This is a genomic window from Kutzneria chonburiensis (assembly GCF_028622115.1).
GTDB classification, from domain to species: Bacteria; Actinomycetota; Actinomycetes; order Mycobacteriales; family Pseudonocardiaceae; genus Kutzneria; species Kutzneria chonburiensis.
Genome location: NZ_CP097263.1, coordinates 3,207,931 through 3,228,718, shown reverse-complemented (window position 1 = coordinate 3,228,718; position 20,788 = coordinate 3,207,931). Strand labels below are relative to the sequence as shown.

At 69.2% G+C, this 20,788-nt stretch carries 11 protein-coding genes; 9 read left to right on the top strand and 2 right to left on the bottom strand.

All coding sequences use genetic code 11. The annotated features are described in order from the left end of the window. The first annotated feature begins 3 nt into the window (after nucleotides 1-3). The 3 genes from M3Q35_RS14530 to M3Q35_RS14520 are packed head-to-tail and all read left to right on the top strand — an operon-like array spanning nucleotide 4 to nucleotide 6,307. On the top strand, nucleotides 4-837 hold the full coding sequence (locus tag M3Q35_RS14530) for a carbohydrate ABC transporter permease (protein ID WP_273942274.1): 834 nt from the start codon (nucleotides 4-6) through the stop codon (nucleotides 835-837). 32 nt (nucleotides 838-869) lie between these two features. Next, nucleotides 870-2,180, top strand: a complete 1,311-nt coding sequence (locus M3Q35_RS14525; RefSeq protein WP_273942273.1) for an ABC transporter substrate-binding protein — start codon at nucleotides 870-872, stop codon at nucleotides 2,178-2,180. Between the two features lie 5 nt (nucleotides 2,181-2,185). Then, nucleotides 2,186-6,307 (top strand): glycoside hydrolase family 38 N-terminal domain-containing protein, encoded by a 4,122-nt coding sequence (locus tag M3Q35_RS14520; RefSeq protein ID WP_273942272.1) that lies wholly within the window; start codon nucleotides 2,186-2,188, stop codon nucleotides 6,305-6,307. Here the strand turns inward: M3Q35_RS14520 and M3Q35_RS14515 are convergent. Then, entirely contained in the window at nucleotides 6,296-8,920 is a 2,625-nt protein-coding gene (locus M3Q35_RS14515) for a lectin (protein WP_273942271.1), read from the bottom strand. The two genes, M3Q35_RS14520 and M3Q35_RS14515, sit on opposite strands and share 12 nt — an antisense overlap. Before the next feature lie 164 nt (nucleotides 8,921-9,084). Further along, the gene (locus M3Q35_RS14510; protein WP_273942270.1) at nucleotides 9,085-11,352 is read right to left on the bottom strand and encodes an alpha-L-fucosidase; all 2,268 of its coding nucleotides are present in this window, start codon (nucleotides 11,350-11,352) and stop codon (nucleotides 9,085-9,087) included. 221 nt (nucleotides 11,353-11,573) lie between these two features. Here M3Q35_RS14510 and M3Q35_RS14505 point away from each other — a divergent pair, with 221 nt between their 5' ends. From M3Q35_RS14505 to M3Q35_RS14480, 6 genes are all read left to right on the top strand, one after another. Then, nucleotides 11,574-13,724, top strand: coding sequence for a glycoside hydrolase family 36 protein (locus tag M3Q35_RS14505; protein WP_273942269.1), 2,151 nt, complete (start codon nucleotides 11,574-11,576; stop codon nucleotides 13,722-13,724). A gap of 41 nt (nucleotides 13,725-13,765) precedes the next feature. Next, the gene (locus M3Q35_RS14500; RefSeq protein WP_273942267.1) at nucleotides 13,766-15,085 is read left to right on the top strand and encodes an ABC transporter substrate-binding protein; all 1,320 of its coding nucleotides are present in this window, start codon (nucleotides 13,766-13,768) and stop codon (nucleotides 15,083-15,085) included. Between the two features lie 3 nt (nucleotides 15,086-15,088). After that, the gene (locus tag M3Q35_RS14495) at nucleotides 15,089-16,024 is read left to right on the top strand and encodes a carbohydrate ABC transporter permease (RefSeq protein ID WP_273942266.1); all 936 of its coding nucleotides are present in this window, start codon (nucleotides 15,089-15,091) and stop codon (nucleotides 16,022-16,024) included. After that, nucleotides 16,021-16,842 (top strand): carbohydrate ABC transporter permease, encoded by an 822-nt coding sequence (locus tag M3Q35_RS14490; RefSeq protein WP_273942265.1) that lies wholly within the window; start codon nucleotides 16,021-16,023, stop codon nucleotides 16,840-16,842. Before M3Q35_RS14495 ends, M3Q35_RS14490 begins: the two co-directional genes overlap by 4 nt. A gap of 32 nt (nucleotides 16,843-16,874) precedes the next feature. Next, a complete protein-coding gene (locus tag M3Q35_RS14485; RefSeq protein WP_273942264.1) occupies nucleotides 16,875-17,891 on the top strand; it encodes a LacI family DNA-binding transcriptional regulator in 1,017 nt (338 codons plus the stop codon). A gap of 77 nt (nucleotides 17,892-17,968) precedes the next feature. Then, on the top strand, nucleotides 17,969-20,581 hold the full coding sequence (locus M3Q35_RS14480) for a CBM35 domain-containing protein (protein ID WP_273942263.1): 2,613 nt from the start codon (nucleotides 17,969-17,971) through the stop codon (nucleotides 20,579-20,581). The last annotated feature ends 207 nt before the right edge of the window (nucleotides 20,582-20,788 follow it).

Genomic DNA, 20,788 nt, shown 5'->3' with positions numbered 1-20,788 from the left:
GCGATGACCGCTCGGCGCCGAATCCACTGGCGTGCCCACACCGTGCTGCTGGTGACCCTGATCGTGATGATCTACCCGCTGGTCTGGCTGGTCGGCGCGTCCTTCAAGCCGGAGAACCAGATCTTCACCACGGTCAGCCCGCTGCCGCTGGAACCGACCCTGGCCAACTACTTCAGCGGGTGGACCGCGACCGGCACCTCGTTCAGCGTGTACCTGGCCAACTCGGTGACGGTCTCGCTGTGCGTGGTGGTCGGCAACCTGATCTCGTGCTCGCTGGCGGCCTATGCCTTCGCGCGGCTGGACTTCGCGTTCCGCAGGGTGTGGTTCGGACTGATGCTGGGCACGCTGATGCTGCCGTTCCAGGCCACGCTGATCCCGCAGTACACGATCTTCTACCGGCTCAACTGGATCAACACGTTCCTGCCGCTGGTGGTGCCGTACTTCCTGGCCTACGACGCGTTCTTCATCTTCCTGATGGTCCAGTTCATCCGCGGCATCCCGCGCGAGCTGGACGAGGCGGCCGCGCTGGACGGCGCCGGCCACGTGCGGGTGTTCGGCACCATCATCCTGCCGCTGCTGCGGCCGGCGCTGATCACCACCGGCGTGCTGACGTTCATCTGGACGTTCAACGACTTCCTGCGCCAGCTGGTCTACCTGTCCGACAACACGCGCTACACCGTGCCGCTCGGGCTCAACTCGTTCATCGACAAGGCGAGCGGCTCCAGCTACGGCGGCATGCTCGCGATGTCCGTGGTCACCCTCGTGCCGACCGTGGCCGTCTTCCTGATCTCGCAGCGGCGTCTGGTCGACGGCGTCGCCAACACCGGGATCAAGTGATCTTCCCCGCCCTGCAGAGAAAGAGAACAGCCATGCCTGACAACCTGTCCAGGAGAGGGTTCCTCGGCCTCGCGGCCGGCGGCGTCGTGGCGACGGCGTTGGCCGGCTGCGGCTTCGCGCCGCCCAGCAGCAGTTCGTCGTCGAACACCTCGCTGACCTTCCGCTGGTGGGGCGGCGACGCCCGCAACAAGGCGTACCAGAAGGCTCTCCAGGTGTTCACGCAGCAGACCGGCATCGCGGTGACCACCCAGTACTCCGGCTACGACGGCTACTTCGACAAGCTCAACACGGAGTTCGCCGGCGGCAACCCGCCGGACATCTTCCAGATGGACACGGCGCTGGTCAGCACCTACGCCGCCAAGGGCGTGCTGACCGACCTGTCGAAGTACGTCCCCGACACCATCCACCTGGACACGCTCTACCCCGCGGTCCGCGCGGCCGGCACGGTCAGCGGCAAGCCCTATGGCGTGCCGTCGGGCTCCGGCTACGCCCCGGTCCTCTACGACAAGACCGTCCTGGAGCAGCTCAAGATCACGCCGCCGGCCGACGGCTGGACGTGGGACGACTTCTCGACCATCACCGCCGAGATCTCCAAGGCGTTGGGTTCCGGCAAGTACGGGGCCCTGGATTCCTCCTTCGACGACTCCGGTGCGCTGCAACCCTGGCTTCGTCAGCGCGGCAAGGACCTCTACACAGCCAACGGCGAGGTCGGCTTCGGCCCCGACGAGCTGACCGAGTGGTTCACGTACTGGGCCGGCCTCCGCAAGAGCGGCGCCATCACCCCGCCCGACCTGCTGGCCAACGCCGGGGAGGCCAGCGGGACCCACCCGCTGATCGCCGGGCAGATCGCCATGACCACGGGCTGGGGACTGGCCCAGATGCAGCCGCTGACCCAGCACACGCTGGACATCGTCGTGGTGCCGCGGGGCAAGGACGGCAAGACCGGCCAGGCGCTCAGCGGCGGGGTGCTGCTGTGCATCCCGGCCAAGAGCCGCAACCCCGACGGCGCGGCCAAGCTGATCGACCTGTTCGTCAGCAATCCCGACGCCATCAAGGACATGGGGATCCAGCGTGGTTTCCCGCCGTCGGACAAGGCGCTGAACCTGCTGATGCCATCACTGACCGCCGCCGACAAGCGTGACGTCACCTACGGGCAGTACGTGGCCCAGCAGGTGGGCAAGGAGGGGCTGCCGGCCGCACCGACCGCGCCGCCCGGCTACCAGGACGTCAAGACGGCGCTGGACGCCGCGGCCAAGCAGATCGCCTTCGGCAAGGTGACGATCGCCGACGGTGTCAGCCAGTTCTTCACCACCGCCAAGACGGCGCTGGCCAACGCGAAGTAGTGGACGTGCGGATCATCGAGGTACGGGACACGGATCTGTTCGTCGGACCGGCGGCGGCGCCGCGTCAGGTGGTGCGGGTGACCCTCGCCGGCCCACGCTCGGCGCCGTTGCTGGTCCGGTTGGCCGGCCCGGTGATCCGCACGCCGTCGCCGACCATGGTGCCGGCCGGCGACAGTGAGGTTGTGGTGGAGGTCGGTGTGGTGTTCGCCGCGCCGACCTCTCCCGGCGTGGCCTATCCGGCGACGGTGCTGGTCGAGCAAGACGGTGTTGTGCTGTCCACTATGGACACAATGGTCACGGCCGCGGAGACCGGCTGGACCATGTGGATGGTCTCGCACTTCCACTACGACCCGGTGTGGTGGAACACCCAGGCCGGTTTCACCGACACCTGGCTGGACCTGCCCGGTGCGCAGGAGAAGCGGATGCCGTTCCAGCTGTCCGCGTTCGACCTGGTGCGGGCCCATCTCGACGCGGCCCGCGAGGACGAGGACTACCGGTTCGTGCTGGCCGAGGTCGACTACCTCAAGCCGCACCGGGACGCGTTCCCGGCCGACCGCGGCGATCTGCGCCGGTTCATCCGGGACGGGCGGATCGAGCTGGTCGGCGGCAACTACAACGAGGCCAACACCAACCTGACCCACCCGGAGTCGACCATCCGCAACGCCGTGCTCGGCGTCGGCTACCAGCGTGACGTGCTCGGCGGCGATCCCCGTTCGGCGTGGATGCTGGACGTGTTCGGGCACGATCCGGCGTATCCGGGCCTGATGGCCGACGCCGGCCTGGACTCGAGCGTGTGGGCGCGCGGCCCGTGGCACCATGTCGGCGCGAAGCGGCACACCGGCGACATCACGCGGATGCAGTTCCCGTCGGAGTTCGAGTGGATCGCGCCGAGCGGGCGGGGCCTGCTCACCGCCTACCTGGCCGATCACTACGTGGCCGGCTGGGACATCGAGCGGAAGTCCAGTGTGGACGAAGCGATGGCCGAGGCGTACCGGCAGTTCAGCTTGCTGCGGAAGGTGGCGGCGACCCGCAACGTGCTGCTGCCGGTCGGCCACGACCACAACGTGCCGTCCCGGTTCTGCACGCAGATCCACCGGGAGTGGAACGCCCGCTATGTGTGGCCTCGGTTCGTGGTCGGCCTGCCGCGCGAGTTCTTCGCCGCCGTGCGGGCCGATGCCGTTGCGCGGTCGATCGTGTTCTCGCCGCAGACCCGGGACATGAATCCGGTCTACACCGGCAAGGACGTCTCCTACATCGACACCAAGCAGGCGCAGCGGGCCGCTGAGGTGTCCGTTCTGGACGGTGAGCGGGTGGCCACGTTCGCCTGGCTGCTCGGAGCCCGTCATCCCGTCGAGGCGTTGGACAAGGCCTGGCGGCAGCTGGTGTACGGCGCGCACCACGACGCGATCACCGGCACCGAGTCGGATCAGGTCTACCTCGATCTGCTCACGGGCTGGCGGGAGGCCGACGAGCTGGGTCGCGAGGCTTTGGCCGGTGGTCTCGACTACTTGGCGTCGCGGGTGGACACGTCCGGGCCGGGGGTGGCTGTGCTGGCGGTGAACACCCTGTCCTTCGCCCGGAACGCCATCGTCACGGTGACCTTGCGTGATCTGCCTGACGGTGTCGAAATCGTTGACCCGAAAGGGAAAACTGTGCCCGCCGTGACTGACGGCGTGGTGCGTCGGCCGGATGGGACGCTGGCCGAGGTCACGGTGTCCTTCCTCGCCGAGCAACTGCCGGCGTGCGGATACCGCGTGTACCGGGCCGTGGACGCCTCAACCGTGCCGCCCACCTGGACTGCCGAAGCGTGTCGGCCGATCGAGAACGACGCCTTCCTGGTCGAGGCCGATCCGGCCCGGGGCGGTGCCCTGTCTCGCGTACGTGATCGGCGCAGCGACCGCGAGCTCGTGCGAGACGGTGGTCTGGCCGCGGAACTGGTGCTCCAGGCCGAACACACACAGCACCCGGTGTGGGAAGAGGGGCCATGGCACCTGCTGCCGGCCGGCCCTGGTCGGGGCAGCGGCGAGACTTCGGCCGAGGTTCGCGTGGAGACAAGTCCGCTGGGCGAACGGCTTGTCAGCATCCTGACGCTCGGCGGGCTGCGGATCACCCAACACACTGTGCTCTGGCGCGGACTGTCCAGAGTAGACATACGGACCATCGTGGACGGCTCCATCGGGCAGGATCACCTGCTGCGGGCCAGGTTTGCCTTCGATCTGCCCGGCACCCTGCCCGTCGCCGAGGTCGGGTTCGCCGCCGTGGGCCGGTCCTTCGGTTTTCCTGACGTTGACGCCGCCGAGCATCTCTGGACGCTCGACAGCCCTGCGCACACCTGGGCCGGGTTGTCGAGCCCGGTTCGGCTGCGGCTCCAGGACCGCCAGGACCATTGCATCGGAGTGGCCGAGGTGGTGGCCGCCGAGGGCGAGCGGCTGGTGCGCGAGCTGCTCGCGGCGTTGGTGGCCAAGGGAGTGACCGCGACCCGCACGCTGCCGGCGGGGCCGCGGTACGGCTCGCTGGACGTCGACTCGAACCTGCCCGATGTGCGGATCGTGGTGGGCGGCAATGCTTTCGCGGACGAGGTTCTGGACAGCGCCGGCGATCCGTACCGGCAGGCGCTGGACCAGCACGGTCGCGTTTTCGTGCCGCCGCTGAGGCCCCGGAGCGAGGTCTGGAAACCCGACGCCGATCTCCGTGGCCCCCGCGACCTGCCGGTGTTGATCGTCACCGACCTCGAGGCGCTGCTCGGCGACCTCGACGACGCGTGCGTGGAGGTGCCGGGCGGGCTCGCGGCAACGCCCGATCCGGCGGTGAATCATTCGGTGGCAGTGGTGAACCGTGGCACGCCAGGGTTTGTCGTCGCTCCCGACGGCACGCTGCACGTCTCGCTGATGCGTTCGTGCAGCGGCTGGCCGTGCGGAGTGTGGATCGACGGCGAACGGCGCACCGCCCCGGACGGCTCCAGTTTCGCCTGGCAGCACTGGTCGCACACCTTTGACCTGAGCCTGGTGTCCGGTGCCGGCGACTGGCGGCGAGCCGGCTTCACCCGCGCCGGTCAGGACGTCAACCACCCCGTGCACGCCCGGCCGGTGCCCAGTGCGCCGGGCGACCTGCCGGCGGAGCTCAGTCTCATCACGGTGTCCCCGCCCGAGGTGCTGCTCACCGCAGCGAAGCCCGCCCCGGAAGACGGCGTCACAGTGCGGGTGTACGAGTCAACCGGCACGCCGGTGACGGCCACCGTCGGTCTGCACGGCGGCGTGTCGGCGGCTTGTCGCACAGATGTCCTGGAGGAGCGAAACACCGGACCATTGACCGTCCATAGTGGATTAGTCCAGGTGGAACTGACCGCTGCCGACGTCGCGACGCTGCGGCTCACTCCTTCCTCCCAGCGGACCGGCTCGGAGGTGGAGTTGGCCCGTACGCAGGAGCCCGTGCAGCCGGTGTTCACCCGCTACTGGCGGCACAACGCCGGGCCTGCGCCGCTCGGCAACCTCCCGACCAGCGTGCACATCGACCCGCGGCTGCACCTGGATCCCGGCGGCACAGCCGAGGTGCGGGTGACGGTCAGCTGTAGCGGCCGTCCCGCGTCCGGCGTCGTCGAACTCGTGATACCGGATGGGCTCGTCGCCGAACCGCCGGCTCGGCTGGACTATGACCTCAAACCCGACGAATTCGCCGAGTTCACGGTGGCCGTGCGCGCCACCGCGCCCGGTCGCCGCCTGCTCGCGGCTCGGATCCGGGACGACCTGGGGCAGGTTCTCGAGGACACGTGTGAGGTCGTCGTTGGTGAACTGCTGGTCGACTTCGTCACCGTGCGGCTGGGCGCGGACGTGCTGGAGCTGGCCCCCGGACAGACCGTCGAACTGCCGGTGCTGGTGGAAAACCAGGCCCAGAGCGAGATCCGGGCCGAGGCCACGCTGATCAGCCCGTACGGCACCTGGTCCGACGACGTGCGGATCGAGCCCAGGACCCAGCCGTTGACGATCGCGGCCGGCGGCACCGCGTCGATCTCCTTCCAGGCAACGGCCTCGAGCACGGCCCGCATCGGTTCGCACTGGTGGGCCTTGGTACGGGTGGTCAGCCACGGCCGGGTCTGGTACACACCGGCCGTGGCCGTGTCAGTGCGGTAGCCCCCACAGCTGCCCGGTGGCCCGCTGGCAGTCGTCGATCTCCAGCCGTGTCTTGGCGGTGGTGCTGTTGCCCGGGTCGGTGAGGCAACGACCCGATTGGGGGTTGACCAGCTGCCCGTCCGATGTGGACTGCCATTGCTGCGATGCCGTGCCGTTGCAGACGTAGAGCTGCACCTGCGTGCCGTTCGCGGTGCCGCCCTTGGTGACGTCGAGGCACTTGGTGAGCGCCTGCACCGTGCCGTCCGGCACCACGGTCCAGGTCTGGGCGTTGCTGCCGTTGCACGGGTAGAGCTGGACCGCGGTTCCGTTGGCATTGCTGGCATTCGCGACGTCGATGCAGTTGCCGGCCAGCGATGACGTGACGGCACCGATGGGTTCGGCTGGGAAAGGCGTCGCCGTGCCATCGTAGGACGGCGGCGCGGCCGACGGCGCCGATGCCCACGAGGTGTTGGCCGACGTGCCCAGCGTGTGGTCGAGCGTGCCGCCGGCGGAGATCACCGACGCCGGCAGGTACGCGTTGTTCCAGGCAGAACCGTTCAACGCCAGCGATTGCACGTACGGGGCGTTGTCCGCGGCCTGTGGGGCGTTGATCGTCAGCGTGTGGCCGCCGGGCAGGGTGATCGCGGCCGACGTGAACAGCGGGCTGCCCAGCGCCAGGTCGGCGGTGCCGGGCGTCTCGGGGTACAGGCCCAGCGCCGACCACACGTACCAGGCGCTCATCGCGCCGAGGTCGTCGTTGCCGGCCAGGCCGCCGGGGGTGTCGGTCCAGAGCTGGTCCTGGATCTGCCGCACCACCTGCTGGGTGCGGTAGGGCTGCCCGATGTAGTCGTACTCCCATGGCAGTTCGAAGCTGGGCTCGTTGCCCATGTTGGACTGGAGGCCGGCCAGGCTGAGCAGCCCGGTGTAGCCGCTGAGCACGCCGTCGAGGTACTTGGCCATCGCCGCGTTCCCGCCCTTGGCGGCGGCGAGCCCGGCGATGTTGAACGGCACCATGCCGGTGTAGATGAGCGAGTCGCCTTCGGCGAAGTCGTTGCTGTTGGTGCCGCCGCTGATCGGCGCGGCCAGGAAGCCGGTCATCCAGCGGCCGTTGGAGTGCCGGGGCTGGAGGTAGCCGCTGCTGGGGTTGAAGATGTTGCGCCAGTTCTGGGCGCGGTCACGGAACTTGGCGGCGTCGGCGGTGTCGCCGAGCGCGGCGGCGTAGGCGGACAGCGCGAAGTCGGCGGTGTCGTACTCCAGTTGCGAGGAGACGCCGGCGTAGTAGTGGCAGCAGCCGTAGGGACTGTCGGTGGGCAGATAGCCGAAGCTGTCCAGGTACGCACCGCCGGGACGGGCGTTGTTCGTGGCCGTCGCCTGGTGCACCATCGCGGCCAGCGCGCCGGACGTGTCGAAGTCGCGGGCACCGAAGGCGTAGTAGTCGGCCAGCACGGCGTCGGCCGGGTCGCCGACCATGATGTAGGTCTCGGCGTTGTTCATGGCCCACTTGGGCAGCGTGCCGCCCTGCCGGTAGTCGTCGACCATCGACTGCGCCATGTCACTGGCGGCATCGGGTGCTATGAGTGCCGACAGCTGGGCCTGGGTGCGGTAGATGTCCCAGCCGGAGTAGTTGGCGTAGTGGGAGTGGCCGGCGGCCGTCGTGTGCACGGCGTTGTCGAAGCCGAGGTACTGGCCGTTGACGTCGCTGAACACATTGGGGTGCAACAGCGAGTGGTACAGCGCCGTGTAGAAGACGTGCTGCTGTCCCGAAGTGCCGCCGGCGATCTTGATCCGGCCCAGCCGTGCGTTCCACGCCTGGTACGCCGACGCCCGCGTGGTGTCGAAGCCCCAGCCCGGAATCTCCAAGTCCACATTGGACCTGGCGTTGGCCGCGGAGACGTACGAGATGCCGACGCGGGCCTGCACGACGGAGCCGGCGGAGGTGTCGAAGGTGACGTACTCGCCGCCGTTGTAGCTGCCGGACGCGGTGAACGGGTGGTCGAAGGTCGCGCTGAAGTACAGCGTGAACGGGTTGTTCGCCTCGCAGAAGCCCACGCCGGTGACCGAGCCGGTGATCGTGTCGTTGCCCACCACGGTGACGCTGCTGGCCGAGACCGGGCTCGGGTTGTCGCCCACCTTGATGATCATGTTGGCCGGGGTGCCGGCCGGGTAGGTGAAACGGCCGATGCCGGACCGGGTGGCGGTGGTCAGTTCCGCGGTGACGCCGGAGCCGAGGCCGACGGAGTAGTAGCCGGGGGAGGCGCTCTCCTTGGCGTGCGTGAAGGACGCCGTGGCCGAGCCGGGGTTGCTGATCGTCCCGGTGGTCGGCAGGAACGGCACGTCGTCGGCGGCGACGCAGCCGGGGCCGGCGACGTGGGTCAGGCTGAAGCCCCGGATGGTCGAGTCGTTGTACTCGTAGCCGCCGCCCTTCGGCCGCGACGACGTGTCCGGACTCCACTGCATCATGCCGAACGGCGTGTCCGCGCCGGGGAAGTCGTGCCCGTCGCCGGTGGTGCCGACGAACGTGTCGACCAGCGCCGCCGGATCGATGACCGCGGCGTTCGCCGGCACCCCCGGCACGGCGAACGCCGCGATCAACAGCACTGTGGTGAGGTGACTGCGCCAGCCGGCCCTGATCATGGCCGCAGTCCAGCATCGAACGCCCGTCGAAAACAGCGGCAAAGAGATGAATTTTGTTCACGTTCACTGAATTCGCCGCCGCGGGAATGTCGAATCAATCGAATATCGGGCGATGTCGTGGACGGGCATTCTTTGTTCATCGAAAAGATGTCGAAATGCGCCGCTCAGACGACGAAGAACTGCCAGCGGAGGTTAGGGCTGCCGTCGTCGGGCCATTGCTTCAACGGCGACCCCGATGGCACGCTGCCGCCTCCGTCCAGGACAAGACCGGTCGCCCGGTTGGCGATCACGTAGAGGTTGTTCCCGGTGTCGGTGATGGACCACTGCTGGCTCGCGGCGCCGGTGTACGCCGTCTGGACGGGATTGGCTCCCTCGGCGGTCGCGCCGGCCCCGTCGACGACGAGACCGTTGGTGCGGTTGGTCAGCAGGAAGAAGCCGTCACCGGTGTCGGCGGCGGCGAACTGGAGGTTGGTGCTGTCGTCCGGGGTCCAGATCTTCAGCTTGCTGCCGGCCGGGACCGAGCCGCCGCCGTCCATGGCGAGCCCGTTGGTGACGTTGACGATCCGGAACCACCGGGCGGGATCGAAGCTCACCCGCATCGACACGATGGCGTTGTCGAAGCCACGCAGGTCCGGGGTGGCCGAGACGAACGTCGAGGGCGTGCCGGTGAAGTTGTCGCCGGGGTAGCCGAGCGCCAGGTAGCCATCCGCCGGCCAGAGCGCGGAAATGCTCTTGGGGGCCAAGCCCTTCGCCTGGAGCTGGGCCGAGGAGTAGCCGCCCACCGACAGCGCGGCGCTTGCGCCCCGGTAGTTCCGGTCGGCGAACGCGGTCGCGCCGGACTCGGGTCCCAGCACCGGAATCTGGCCCGCGAAGGTCAGTTTCAGCACGTACGCCTGCGACTCGAACGGCTTCGCCGGCGGCAGCGTGACGTGCAGTGCCCGGTGGTCCTGGGTGTAGGTCAACGAGCCTTGCGTGCCGAGTAGTTCGACGCACTTCAGCGTGCTCAGGTCGATTCGCCTGCTGGACAACGTGGTGACGTCGGCCGTCGCCCCGGGCCAGGCCAGCACGGTCGCGTAGAGCACGCGGCGGGCCTTGTCACGGGTGAACCGGAAGTCCGTGGCGGTGCCGACCTTCGGCGCGACGAACGAGCCGCCGCCCATCTTGGTCGGGCCCTCGCCGTACACGTCCCAGCTGCGGGTGCTGTAGATCGACTCGCCGACCCGGCCGAGGTAGGCGCCGAAGTCGGCGAGCACGGCCCGCTGCTCGGCCGGGATCGTGCCCTCCAGCGTGGGGGAGATGTTGAGCAGCATGGTGCCGCCCTTGCTGACCCGGTCGATCAGCCCGTGGATCATCTGCGTGCTGGAGTAGTAGCCGATGCCCTGGGTGTAGCTCCAACTGCTGCTGCTGATCGCGTCGTCGGTCAGCCAGTACGGCGTGACGATGTCGGCCGGCCCGCCGCGCTCGTAGTCGGCGACCTCGCCGGCGGTGGTGAAGCCGTGATCGAACACCTTGTACGTCGCGACGACCTCCCGGCCCCACTCCTGCGCCCGGTTGTAGTAGTACGCCAGGAACTCGAGGCGCTGCTGCTCGCCGACCGCGCAGGGACCGCTGTTGAAACAGTAGCCGGGGGCGTCGAGGGAGAAGTCCTGCCAGAGCACGTCCGGCCGGGCCCGGTCCACCACCTCCTTGAGCTTGGCCAGCCACAGCTGGTCCTCGTCGGCCCGCGGCAGCTGGCCGTACAGCTTGCGCAGGCTCGGGTCGCTCTGCGGCGGGGCGAAGTCGTAGAAGCCGTTGTAGTTGAACGCGTGGTGCATGGCGACGAGCAGCTTGAGGCCCTGCCCGCGCACGGCCTCGGCGAACAGGTCGAGCAGGTTGAGCCCTGGCCCGCGGTCGACGGAGTTCCACTCGTTGACCTTGCTGTCCCACATCGAGTAGCCGTCATGGTGCTCGGCCACCGGGCCGGCGAACCTGGCGCCGGACGCCTTGATCGTCCTGGCCCAGTCCTCGGGATCGAACTGTCCGCCCTGGGAAACCAGTTCCGGTGCGAACTGGACGTGGTTGCCGGCCAGGTCGGCGCCGCCGTCGATGAACCGGTCGTAGCCCCACACCCTGGGGTCGCCGTAGATGGCCTTGTGGTGGGCGTTCTCGGCGCTGCCCGGGCTGTACATGTTCCGGCCGTACCACTCGCTGCCGAACTCCGGCGTGGTGAAGGCGCCCCAGTGCCAGTAGATGCCGAACTTGGCGTCCTGGAACCATTCCGGGGCGGGCGGATGCCCGTCGACCGAAGGCCAGGTCGGCTGGTACCGCTCGGGTCGGCCGGCCGCCGCAGCCGGGCCGGCGAGCGCGGTCGGCAGTGCCGTCGCCGCGAGGCCGCCGGCCGCGAGCGCGGTGAACTGCCGGCGGGACAGGGAGTTCTCGGGGGACGAGCTCATGCGCACACCTCGTTGTTAGCGCTAACAGCAGACGACACCGAGCAAATGGTCGCCGCCTGCGGCCGGGAACGTCAAGAGTTTCGATGAAATTTCCGCCCTTGCCATGCGGCCGTGGCGAGGCTAAGAATGATAGCGGTTTCACGAGTGGCCCTGGTCACACGCTATCCCTTGATGCTCACGCCTCCCGTTGGCCCGTATTCCGCCCGAGAAGGATTTCGATCTTGCTTGAAAGCGCTATCACAGATGCCGGCCCTTCGGTGCCCGACGACCGGGAGGCCGCGAGCCTGGAGCGCGTCGACTGGGCGGTGCCGGGTCTGCGCCTGAGCTTCGGCCACGCCGCGGACACCCCGCTGCACCTGCTCAGCCTGGAGACCGACAGCTGCGAGGTCACGACGGCCTCCCGGCTGCCCCTGGTCGAGATCCTGGCCGCCGGCCGCGGCCACACGCTGGCCAACAGCCGGCTGGTCCAGACGTCGGTCGGGGCCGAGCTGCGCTACGTCGCGCACGAGCTGGCCGAGAACTCGATCCGGTTCGAGCTGGCGACGCCGGACGGCATCCTCGCGCAGCTGCTGATCACCGGGCGCGACGGCGCCTTTCGCACCAGCACCTCCGTGGTGAACGCCACCGGGCACGACGTCCTGCTGGTCTCGGTGACGAGCTGGGTGTCGCCCTTCGGCGGCGCGGCCGGCCCCGGGTTCGAGGACCCGGCCGGCGGGTGGGTCCTCGTGGAGGGATCCAGCGACTGGCTCGGCGAGGGCCGCTGGACCGAAAGCACGCTGCGCCAAGGAACTCTCCTGCCCACGCTGCGGGAGGACCTCACCGGCCACACTCCCCGCCAGGCCGTGATCCGCACCGCCAACGGCACCTGGTCGACCGGCGGGCACCTGCCCGTGGCCGGCGTGCGGTCGGAAGACCATCACGTGGCGTGGCTGTGGGAAGTGGTGCACAACGGCCCCTGGCGGTGGGAGGTCGGCGAGCACCGGGGCGACTGCTACTTCGCCCTCGCCGGCCCGACCGACTGGGATCACCAGTGGTCCCAACGGCTTGCCCCGGGCGAGTCCTTCACCGCGGTGCCGGCGGTCGTCGCGGTGGGCCGTGACCTCACGGCCGCCGCGGCCGCCCTGACCGGGGCCCGCCGTCGTGACCGCCGCCCGCACGTCGACAACACGCGCCCCAGCATCGTCTTCAACGACTACATGAACACGCTCAACGGCGACCCCTCGACCGAGAAACTGCTTCCCCTGGTCGAGGCGGCGTCGGCCGTCGGCGTCGAGACGTTCTGCATCGACGCCGGCTGGTACTCGAATTCCCCGGACTGGTGGGACAGCGTGGGGGAGTGGGCGCCGTCGACGACCCGCTTTCCCAACGGCCTCAAGGAAGTCGTCGCTGCCATCCGCGAGCACGGCATGGTGCCCGGGCTCTGGCTCGAGCCCGAGGTGGTCGGCGTCAACAGTCCCGTCGCCGAGCGCCTGCCCAAGGATGCTTTCCTGCAACGGGGCGGATTCCGGGTCGAGGAGCAGGGCCGCTACCACCTCGACCTGCGGCACCCGGCCGCCCGCGCCCACCTCGACGGCGTCATCGACCGCCTGGTGGCCGAGTTCGGCATCGGCTTCTTCAAGTTCGACTACAACATCAACGCCGGTCCGGGCACCGACCGCGACGCGCCCAGCGTCGGCGCGGGGCTGCTCGGCCACAACCGGGCGCAGCTGGCCTGGCTCGACGGGATCCTGGACCGGCACCCGCGTCTGGTCCTGGAGAACTGCTCGTCGGGAGGCATGCGCGCGGACGCCGCCCTGCTGTCCCGGATGCAGCTCCAGTCCACTTCGGACCAGCAGGATCCCTTGCGCTACCCGCCGATCGCGGCCGCCGCCCCGCTGTCCATGCTCCCCGAGACGGCGGCCAGCTGGGCCTACCCGCAGCCGGAGATGAGCCTCGAAGCGAGCGCGTTCACGCTCGTGACGGGACTCGCCGGACGCTTCTACCTCTCCGGCTACCTCAACCGGATGGACACCGCCCAGCTCGCCCTGGTGCGGGAAGCCGTCGACGCGGCTCGCCGCCTGCGGACCGGCCTCATCGAGTCCACCCCCTCGTGGCCTCTCGGCCTGCCCGGCTGGGACGACCGGTGGATCGCCGCTGCCCTGCACACGCCCGAGCACGTCGTCGTGTCGGTGTGGGACCGCGGCGAGGGGCCTGACCAGATGTACCTGCATTTCCCGGCCCTGCAAGGAAAAGACGTCACCGTCGACACCGTCTTCCCCCGGTCCCTGCCCGCGTGGGAGACCCGGTGGCATGCCGAAACCGGCACCCTCGCCGTCCGGTCGACGGTGCCCGCCCCGACCGCTCGCACGCTCGTCCTCACGCCGTCGGCGTGAGTCCCGACCCCCATCCGACCTCCGCCGAAGGAACAACGGTCATGAAGCACGCATGGAGAGGCGCCATCGCCGTCGCCGCCGTGAGCGCCGCACTGCTCACCGGATGCAGCAACCCCGCCGCGCCGGGCGCGGACTCCGGTCCCGCGGACTGGCCGTCCCAGTCGACGAAGCTCGACGGCGTCACGCTCACCGTCTGGGCCGCCCAGAACTCCAACAAGACCCCGCAGTCGGTCATCGACGGCTTCCAGAAAGCCACGGGCGCCAAGGTGAACGTCGTCACCATCCCCGACCCGTACGAGCAGGGCGTGCAGACCAAGGTCGCCACCGGCGACAAGCCGGACCTCGCCTTCTGGCAGCCAACGGCCTCCGAGCTGACCTCGCTGAACGCGACACAGAACCTCCAGTCGCTCGACGGCGCCCCGTGGGCGGCCAAGTACGCGGCGAACCTCGGCGACATCACCGGAAAGCTGAACAACACTCGCTATGCCGCGCTCATCAGCACCCCCGCGGTCGAGGGCGTGTACTACAACAAGGAAGTCTTCGCCAAGGCCGGCATCGCCGGCACGCCGAAGAACTGGGACGAGTTCCTGACCGACGCCCGTCAGCTCAAGAGCAAGGGCGTCACCCCGTTCTACGACTTCGGCGGCGGCGGAGCCCCGTGGGCCACCCAGTGGTGGGTCCAGGTCCAGCTGGCCGACGCGGCGAAGAGCGGGCTGTGGGACCGGATCAACAGCGCTCAGGAGAAGTTCACCGATCCGACCATCCAGAAGGCCGTCGACACCTACCAGGGCCTCATCGCCGAAGGGTTGTTCAACGCCAACCTGAAGACCGCGACGTTCGAGGACCAGGGCAAGGCCCTGCTCGGCGGCGAGGCCGCGATGGCCGTGCAGGTGAACTCGTTCTTCGGTGAGCTCCAGGCGATGGCCGACACCGCGACGCTCAACCAGAAGATCGGCTTCTTCCCGATCTCGCCGACCGGCAACGTGGGCACGTTCATCCCGGACCAGAGCAACGCCCTGGTGGCGTTCAAGAGCGGTGACGCCAAGCGCGAGGCCGCGGCCCGACAGTTCCTGGCGTACTGGATGGGCGACGGCTACGCCGACTTCGTCAAGGCACAGTCGACGGTGTCCATCGAGCAGGGTGTGGACACGCCGTCGAGCGTGCCGGACGCGCTCAAGGCGTCCGCGGCCGCCGTGCAGACCTCGGTCGGCTCCATGCAGGCGCTGGCGATCGCCAACCCCGATCTGTACCTGAACCTGGGCGACATGATCCAGGGCACCAAGACCCCGCCGCAGGTGACCCAGGCGACGCAGCAGCAGTTCGCCAACCTGGCCAAGGCCCAGGGCGCGAAGGGCTTCTAGCTCATGACCGCGCAGCTCACCGCACCGCGTCCGCGCACCGCCGCGCCGGCGGAAGCCCGGCCCAGGCCCCGACACCGCCAGGACCATCCCGCGTGGTTCCTCGGCCCCGCCCTGGCGGTGCTCGTGGTGTTCTTCTTCCTGCCGACGGTGTTCAACTTCGTGTACGCGTTCACCGACTGGTCGAGCTTCAAGACCCGGATCGAGTTCGCGGGCCTGGACAACGTCACCTCGCTGCTCCAGAACGGCAGCCTGCTGGCGGACCTGCGGACGACGCTGGTCTACGCGGTGCTGGTCGCCCTGTTCCAGAACCTGTTCGGGCTGATCCTCGCCCTCGTCCTGGAGGACGACACTCGGATCAACCGGGCCGCCCGGGTGGCGTTCTTCGTGCCGGTCATCATGTCCGCCCTCGCCGTCGGCTACATCTTCCAGGCGTTCCTCAAGCCCGACGGCGCCCTCAACGCGATACTGGGCTTCGTCACCGGACAGCACGTGGACATCGCCTGGCTGGGCAGCACCACCTGGACCATCGTCGTCGTCGCGCTCGTGCACGCCTGGAAGTGGATGGGCCTGTCCATGCTCATCTACCTCGCCGGCCTCAAGACGATCTCGGCGGACGTGCTGGAAGCCGCCCGCATCGACGGCGCCGGCTGGTGGCGGACGTTCAGCACCATCCGCTTCCCGCTGCTCGCCCCGGCCATCACGTTCAACGTCGCCACCGCGCTGCTCGGCTCGATGAACGGGTTCGACATCGTCCAGGCCACCACCGGCGGCGGCCCCGGCGGCAGCACCGAACTGCTCAACATCTTCGTCTTCCGCACCTTCGGCCAGGGCCTGTTCGCCCAGGCCACCACCATGAGCCTGATGTTGTTCCTGATGGTCGCGGTGCTGGCCTTCCCCGTCATCCGGTTGCTGCGCAAGCGAGAGGACGTGCTCTCATGACCGGCGCGAGGCGGCTCGTCCAGCCCGTGGTGGCCATCGGGCTCGTGGTGCTGCTCCTGGGCGTCCCGTTCTGGCTGGTCATCGCCACGGCCGGCAAGGACAGGGCCGAAGCCCTCAACCCGAACCTCGCGCCGCCCACCCGGTGGCACCTGTTCGACAACATCGCGACCGTGTTCGACCAGGGCCGCATGATCCCGGCCTTCCTCGGCAGCGTCCTGATCATGGCCGTGTCGGTGGCCGGCGTGCTCATCCTCGGGTCCATGGCGGCCTGGGTCCTCGGCCGCCGCCGCGGCAAGGCCATCGCCTTCGTCTACGCGCTGGGCATCAGCGGCATCGTCCTGCCGCCGGCCGTGGTCACGCTGGTGCTGCTGCTGCGCCAGCTCGGGCTGGCCGGCACGGCGGTCGGCATGATCGGCGTGTACATGGGCATGTACCTGTCGACGGTGATCTTCTTCACCACGGGCTTCGTCCGGACGATCCCGGTCGAGCTCGAGGAAGCCGCGCGGGTCGACGGCGCGGGGCCGGCCCGCGTCTTCTTCCGCATCATCCTGCCGCTGCTCGGCCCGACCATCGCCACGGCGACGATCCTGATCTGCCTGTACGTCTGGAACGACGTGTTCTACGCGCTCTTCGTCATCGGCGGGCGCATCGACACCCTGCCGCTGAACCTGTACCAGGTCGCCAGCAGCGGGCTCTACCTCCAGAACTGGCACCTGATCTTCGCCTACATCATCCTGATGAGCCTGCCGCTGCTGATCACCTTCGTGGTCATGCAGCGCAAGATCATCTCCGGCATCACGAGCGGAGCCGTCAAATGAAGCGGCTCGAAGCGGGCTCCCATAATGGGTCCATGACGTTCCCGACGCCCGACCGGCCGGCGACCATCGCCGACGTCGCGCGGGCCGCGGGCGTGTCCGTGCCGACGGTGTCGAGGGTGCTCACCGGCGCGGCCCGGGTCAGCGAGGAACGTCGCCGTCGAGTGGAGCGGGCGATCGCCGAACTCGGGTACCGCCCCAGTGCCGCGGCCCAGGTGCTGGCCTCCCGGCGCTCCAACACCATCGCGATCGTCGCCGCCAACACCTCCCGCTACGGCTACGCCGAAGCCATTCGGGGCGTCGAGGAATCCGCTCGGGCGGCCGGCTTCGTGGTGATCATCGTGGTCGTGGAGAGCGAGCGGGACGACGACGTCCGGGCGGCCGCCGATGCCGTGCTGCGGCAGTCGGTCGCCGGCGTGGTCGTGCTCAAGTTCGACCCGCCCGGCGTCGCCGCGCTCAAGGCCCTGGAGCCGGCCGTGCCGGTGGTGGCGCTCTCGGGCATCCCCGAGCCCGGTGTGCCGCAGGCCGTGCTCGACGAGTCCGAGGCCGCGGCCGGCCTGACCGAGCACCTGCTGGGTCTGGGCCACCGCACCGTCCACCACGTGCGGATCCCGCCCTCGGGCAAGGAGGACGGCCGGACCACCGGGTGGCGCAGCGCGCTCCAGCGCAACGGCAGCCCGATCCCGTCCATCGAGGACGTGTCCTGGGAGATCACCACCGCGTACGAGATCGGCGTGCGCCTGGCCCGGGATCCCGCCGTCACCGCGATCTTCTGCGGCAACGACGAAACGGCGATGGGCGTCATCCGCGGGATCCACGACACCGGGCTGCGGGTGCCGGCCGACATCAGCGTCGTCGGCTTCGACGACCATCCGCTCGCCGCCATGTTCATCCCCGCGCTCACCACCGCGCGCCAGGACTTCGCCGAGCTCGGCCGGCACGGCACGGCCCAGCTGCTGGCCCTGCTCAACGGCGAGTCGCCGCTCGCGCTGGAGACCGTCGAACCGCCGATCGCCATCAGGGAGAGCACGGCCCCGCCGCGCCGTCGATAACCGTTTCGTCCCTTTCGTTGAAAGCAGGTACCCCCTTGTCCGTGCACGCACGCGTCCGAAACCGAGCAATCCTCGGTTTGACCTTGGCCCTCATCATGGGCAGTGTCGCCCCGGCTTTGGCCGGGCCTTCGGCCGACACCCTCAACGTCGACCTCTCGCAGACGACCGGCACCTTCCGTGGCGGTGCCAGCGGAACGCTTTACGGCCTTGGTGACGACGGCGTGCCGAGCCAGGCCGTGCTCGACGGCGCGCATGTCACCAACACGTCCCAGAAGCCGCCGGACGGCTTACAGCACCCCAGCGGGGACGCCCTCAACGTCGAGAAGTCCTTCTTCGCCGGCAGCGGCAAGGACCTGTACGTCTACGTCCAGGACGCGTATCCGGACTGGCCCTACAACAGCGGCCACCGACCCGGTGACGCCGACCATGACGGCGTGTGGGACTACCTGCCCGTCCTCAAGGCGGCCGTGGAGAAGGTCGCGACGAAGTCCGCGCATCCCCGGGACTACATCTTCATCCCGTTCAACGAGCCCGACGGCGGCAACTGGTACCCGAACTGGTCCACGCAGAAGGACCAGTTCCTGGCCGACTGGAGCGCGGCCTACGACACCATCCAGTCGGTGTACGCCGCGCACGGCCTCGGCCACGCCAAGATCGGCGGCCCCGGCGACTCGTCGTGGCACGCCGACCGCAGCACCGATTTCCTGAGCTACGCCAAGGCCCACAACCAGCTGCCGGACGTCTTCATCTGGCACGAGCTCGGCACCAACAACCTCGCGACGTTCCGCGGCCACGTCACCCAGTACCGGCAACTGCTGACCACCCTTGGTATCCCGGAAATTCCCGTGAACATCACCGAGTACGGGATGCTGCGCGACATGGGCGTGCCCGGGCAGCTCGTGCAGTGGCTGGCCATGTTCGAGGACGCGAAGGTCGACGCGCAGACCGCCTTCTGGAACTACGCCGGCAACCTCTCGGACAACTCGTCCCGCAACAACGGCGCCAACGGCGGCTGGTGGATGTTCAAGTGGTACGGCGACCTCACCGGCGCACGGACCGTCAAGGTCACCCCGCCGCAGCTGAACGTGCCCGACACCCTCCAGGCCATCGGCGCGGTCGACACCGCGCAGAAGAAGGCCACCGTGCTGGTCGGTGGCGGCTCCAACGACGTCGCCGTGAACATCAGCGGCGTCGACCCCAAGGTGTTCGGCTCCTCGGTGCACGTCCAGGTTCGGCAGGACCGGCTCAACGGCGCCGAAGGCGCCTCGCTCCAGCCGCCCGTCGTCGTGTCGGCGACCGCCGCCGTCGTGGCCGGGAAGGTCACGGTGACCATTCCCAACCGCGACCGGTATGCGGGCTACCAGGTCGAACTCACCCCCGCGACCACCGCCCTCCAGCCCGTCGCAACCGATCTGGTGAACACCACCGAAGCCGAGAACGCGACGCTCACCGACGCCACGGTCTACGCCCAGGACCCGTCTCGGGAGTGGTCGTTCATGGCCTCGGGCAGCCGTGACGTCGGCTCGTTCAACAAGGCCGACTCCGCCGCGTCCTGGTCCGTCACCGTGCCGCGCACCGGAACCTACCGGCTGAGCATCCTCTCGGGATCCAACCAGCAGCCCGGTCAGCACGCGTTCTTCGTCGACGGCACGTACAACCAGCTCGTCAAGTACTCCGCCGATCTGGGGTGGGGATACCGCGGGACCGCGGATGTGACGGTGAGCCTCAGCGCCGGCACCCACACGCTGTCCGTCCGTGCGAGCAAGGACGGCAGCACCGTGTTGCCGGGCGCGGACATCACCCTCGACCGGTTCGACCTGTACGACGTGACGAACGGCGAGCAGGCCACCTACCCCGCCGTCGATGCCCGCCTCGCCGGCGGCGCCAGCCTCACCTGCGAGGCCGGCCGTGCCTCGCTGTCCGGCTCCGGCAGCGCCACCTTCTTCGCCACCACGGCCGAAACCGGGTACTACGACGTCACTACGCAGTTCCGCACCACCGGGGCCAGCGCCTTGGCCCTGGCGGTCAACGGCCGCGCCGTCCAGCTCCCGGCCGTCAGCCACGCGGGGCCGTGGAACGCCACCGTTCGCGTCTTCCTGCCCCAGGGCGTGAACGAGCTCAAGGTCACCGCGCCCGCCGGCGCCACCCTCGACGGCATCACCACCCTGCGCGGCGCCGCCCAGAAGGCCGCGGATGCCAACCCCGCCAACGTCTTCCGTTCGGAGGCCGAGGCCCTGCCCATGTCCGGCGCCGCCCGCGTCCAGACCGATGCCGCCGGATCGAACGGTTCCGCCGACGCCTCCGGCACGGTCCACGACGTCGGCTACCTCGGCAACGGGGCCGGCAACACCCTCGGCATCCCCCGCCCGTCCGGCTTCGGCGCCGGCGACTACCAGCTGGTGCTCGGCGCGGCGAACGCCGACAAGGCCGGGGCCATCAACTACAACCCCCAGGTGATCAGCCGATTCCTCGACATCACCGAGTCCGGCGGCGCCGCCACCCGGGCCGCGTTCCGCAACGACTACGCGTGGAACAGCTACTGGGACAAGACGATCCCGCTCACCCTCACCACCGCGACCGGCACCCTGCTCCTCGGCAACGCCACGGCGTACGGCCCGAACCTCGACACCGTCACCCTCGCCAAGTTCGTCGCCGGAGCCCCGACGGTCGCCCGCTCCACCGGCCGCTGAGGCAACGCTGTTCCGGTTGTCCGAGTTCGGACAACCGGAACAGCGTCGATCACAGGAGGCCGTACTCCGTGGCGGTCGCGTTCGTGGAGTAGCTCGGGCCGTTGTCCGACTGCGCGGCGTCGGGCGTGCTGGCCCCGTGGACGGGGAGAGCAGGATGGCGACGAGCAGCGCGCTCGTGCCGAAAATGGCGGCAGCCAGGCGTTTCAT